The organism is Williamsia sp., from assembly GCF_016462415.1.
GTDB lineage: Bacteria > Actinomycetota > Actinomycetes > Mycobacteriales > Mycobacteriaceae > Williamsia_A.
Genome location: NZ_JAEMTF010000188.1, coordinates 1 through 3632 on the forward strand (window position 1 = coordinate 1; position 3632 = coordinate 3632).

Below are 3632 nucleotides of genomic sequence, written 5' to 3' on the forward strand. Positions count from 1 at the left end.
GCCGACGACGTGTTCCATCGCCAGCCACGGCACGCCGGCGTCCTCGCCCGCGCCCAGCGTCCCCCCGACGACCACCGTCGACACCAGCGAAGATCGCTTCGACGACGGTGGCCGCAAGGTCTGTCGAGGACACTGATGTCGCAGGCTGCCGTAACCCAGACGCCCACAACGGGTCCCACTCGCCGTCCGAACGGCCGCAACACCGAGCTCCTACTGCTCGGTGTCGGTGCCGTGGTGGTGATGGCCGCCATGATCAACGTCGAAGCGGCGCAGTCACAGCAGATCTCGTGGGATCTGGCCAAGTACGGCATCGCCTACATCGGGCTGTTCGGCTTCGCACACCTGGTGATCCGCCGGTACGCGCCGTACGCCGACCCGCTGATCCTCCCGCTGGTCGCGGTGATCAACGGACTCGGTCTGGTGCTCATCCACCGACTCGATCTCGGCTCCGGCGCAAGCGGCGAGACCGCGGTGGCCACCGACCAGACCAACAACGCCGACCAGCAGGTGCTGTGGGCCGTGCTCGGTGTCGTCGCGTTCTCGGTGATCCTGATCTTCATCCGCGATCACCGCACCCTGTCGCGCTACAGCTACATCCTCGGCCTGGGCGGACTCGCGTTCCTGGCGATCCCGGTGATCCTGCCCGCGTCGCTGTCGGAGATCAACGGCTCGAAGAACTGGATCAAGACGCCGTTCTTCAACATCCAGCCCGGTGAGTTCTCGAAGATCCTGATCATCATCTTCACCGCGTCTCTGCTGGTGTCGAAGCGGGACCTGTTCACCACTGCCGGGAAGCATTTCCTCGGCATGGATCTGCCGCGCGCACGCGACCTCGGTCCCCTGCTCGCCGCGTGGATCGTCACTATCGGGATCTTCGCCCTGGCCAACGACCTCGGCGGACCGCTGCTGATCTTCTCGACCATCCTGGTGCTGCTCTACGTCGCCACCGAACGCGTCGGATGGGTGATCATCGGCGTCGCCCTGTTCACCGTCGGCGCGATCCTGGCCTATCAGCTGTTCCCCCACCTGCAGGTCCGCGTGCAGGTCTGGCAGGACCCGTTCGGCGACTTCTACGGCACCGGATACCAGGTGGGGCAGGGTCTGTTCGGCCTGGCCACCGGCGGTCTGTTCGGCACCGGTCTCGGGTCGGGACGTCCGAACATCGTCCCCTTCGCCAACACCGACTTCATCATCGCGACCATCGGTGAGGAACTGGGCCTGGTCGGCCTGGCCGCGGTGCTCGGTCTCTACCTGATCCTGGTGGTGCGCGGCCTGCGCACCGGCATCACCGTGCGGGACAGCTTCGGCAAGCTGCTCGCCACCGGCTTGTCGTTCTCGATGGCCGTGCAGCTGTTCGTGGTCGTCGGCGGCGTCACCAAGCTGATCCCGCTGACCGGCCTCACCACCCCGTTCATGTCCTACGGCGGGTCGTCGCTGCTGGCGAACTACGTCCTCGTCGCGCTGCTGATCCGGGTGTCCAACGCCGCCCGTGAGCCGGACGTGTCGAAGAAGAAGTCGACCCCGGTCGCCCTCGCCCAGACACAGGTGGTGAAGCGCCCGTGAACATCCCGATCCGACGCGTCGTCATCGCCGTGATGGTCATGGTGGTCGCCCTGCTGGCCAGCGCCACCTACGTCCAGGTGTTCAAGGCCGACAACCTGCGTGCCGACTCGCGTAACCAGCGGGTGCTGCTCGACGAGTACTCGCGCCAGCGCGGCCAGATCACCGCCGGCCAGGAGGTCATCGCGCAGTCGGTGCCCACCGACGACCGCCTGAAGTATCTGCGGGTCTACCCCGGTAAGTACGCGCCGGCGTTCGCGCCCGTCACCGGCTTCTACTCGTTCCAGTACGGCAGCGCCGGCATCGAGCAGTCCAACGACTCGATCCTCAACGGCAACGACGATCGCCTGTTCGGGCAGCGGTTCCTCGACATGTTCTCCGGCCGCGACCCCCGCGGCGGCAACGTCGTCACGACGATCAACCCGCGGCTGCAGAAGGTCGCCTACGACGCGATGAACTCCGGGTGCTCGGGCGGGTGCCGCGGGTCTGTGGTCGCGATCGCACCGAACACCGGCGCGATCCTGGCGATGGTGTCGACCCCGTCGTACGACCCGAACAAGCTCACCAGCCACGACGCGACTGTGCGTGAGAACGCGTGGAACGCCTGGAATCCGAACGACGCCGGCGATTCCGCGCAGCCGATGCTCAACCGCGCGATCAGCGAGACCTACCCTCCGGGATCGACCTTCAAGGTCGTCACCACCGCGGCTGCACTCGCCCAGGGGGTCAACCCGGACAACACCCGCCTCACCGCGAGCAGCTCGATCACCCTGCCGGACACCGAGACATCGCTGACCAACTACGGCGGCGAGACGTGCCCCGGGTCGTCGGGTGGTCAGGTCACGCTGCGTCAGGCGTTCCAGTACTCCTGCAACACCGCGTTCGTGCAGTTGGCGACCGAGCGGCTCAACAACCCGATCGACTCGGTGAAATCGACCGCGAACCGCTTCGGACTGGACTCCGACACCCCCGACACCCCGCTGTCGGTGTCGGAGTCGACGGTCGGACCCATCGGCGACCTCGCGGCGTTGGGCCAGAGCGCGATCGGCCAGCGCGACGTCCGCATGACCCCGTTGGAGAACGCGATGATCGCGGCCACCGTGGCCAACGGCGGCGTGCGCATGCAGCCCTACCTCGTCGACAAGCTTCAGGGTCCCGACCTCAAGACCCTGTACACCACGGCGCCGAAGAGCATGAACGAGCCGATCGCGTCGACGACGGCGGCCACCCTCACCAGCCTGATGATCGACTCGGAGAAGAACACGAGCGGATCGGGTGGTCCGGTGTCGATCGCGTCGAAGACCGGCACCGCCGAGCACTCGGCGACGTCCGAGGCCGCCGACACCCCCTACGCCTGGTACATCGCCTTCGGTCCGTCGAGCAACGCGCAGATCGCCGTCGCGGTGATCGTCGAGAACGGTGACCGCGGTGTGCAGTCGACCGGCGGTTCGTCGGCGGCACCGATCGGTCGTGCGGTGATCAACGCGATGGTGGGGAACAGCTGATGCGGCACGACAAGGGGACCCGATGAGTCTGCAGAGCGGAACCACGATCGCCGACCGGTATCGGCTGATGAGGCTCATCGCTACCGGTGGCATGGGTCAGGTGTGGGAGGGACTCGACACCCGGCTGGATCGTCGCGTCGCGGTCAAGGTGCTCAAGTCGGAGTTCTCCGACGACGCAGAGTTCCTGCAGCGCTTCCGGATCGAGGCCCAGACCACCGCCCGACTGCACAACCCCGGCATCGCCAGCATCTTCGACTACGGCGAGACTCCGGACCGCTCCGGCGGGCCCGCCCTGGCCTACCTGGTGATGGAACTGGTCAACGGAGAGCCGCTCAACGCGGTGCTGTCGCGGATGGGCCGGTTGTCGCTGAACAATGCCCTGGACATGCTCGAGCAGACCGGCCGCGCGCTACAGGCCGCGCACACCGCCGGACTCGTGCACCGAGATGTCAAGCCCGGCAACATCCTGATCACCCCGACCGGTCAGGTGAAGATCACCGACTTCGGTATCGCCAAGGCGGTCGACGCCGCGCCGGTGACCCAGACCGGCATGGTGATGGGCACCGC

General features: G+C 66.9%; 3 protein-coding genes. All 3 read left to right on the top strand.

Annotated features, from left to right (window positions below; genetic code table 11):
* The first annotated feature begins 135 nt into the window (after positions 1-135).
* A complete protein-coding gene (locus tag JHC79_RS22955; protein WP_296395261.1) occupies positions 136-1563 on the top strand; it encodes an FtsW/RodA/SpoVE family cell cycle protein in 1428 nt (475 codons plus the stop codon).
* Positions 1560-3065: a penicillin-binding protein 2 gene (locus tag JHC79_RS22960; protein WP_296395263.1), complete on the top strand. Its 1506-nt coding sequence runs from the start codon at positions 1560-1562 to the stop codon at positions 3063-3065. Before JHC79_RS22955 ends, JHC79_RS22960 begins: the two co-directional genes overlap by 4 nt.
* 22 nt (positions 3066-3087) lie before the next feature.
* Positions 3088-3632: serine/threonine-protein kinase (locus JHC79_RS22965; protein WP_296395265.1), on the top strand; the 545-nt coding region annotated here is incomplete at its 3' end.

What these genes read in the sequence shown, in the direction of transcription:
- JHC79_RS22955 (WP_296395261.1), top strand. Translation starts at nt 136, where the DNA reads ATGTCGCAGGCTGCCGTAACCCAGACGCCCACAACGGGTCCCACTCGC.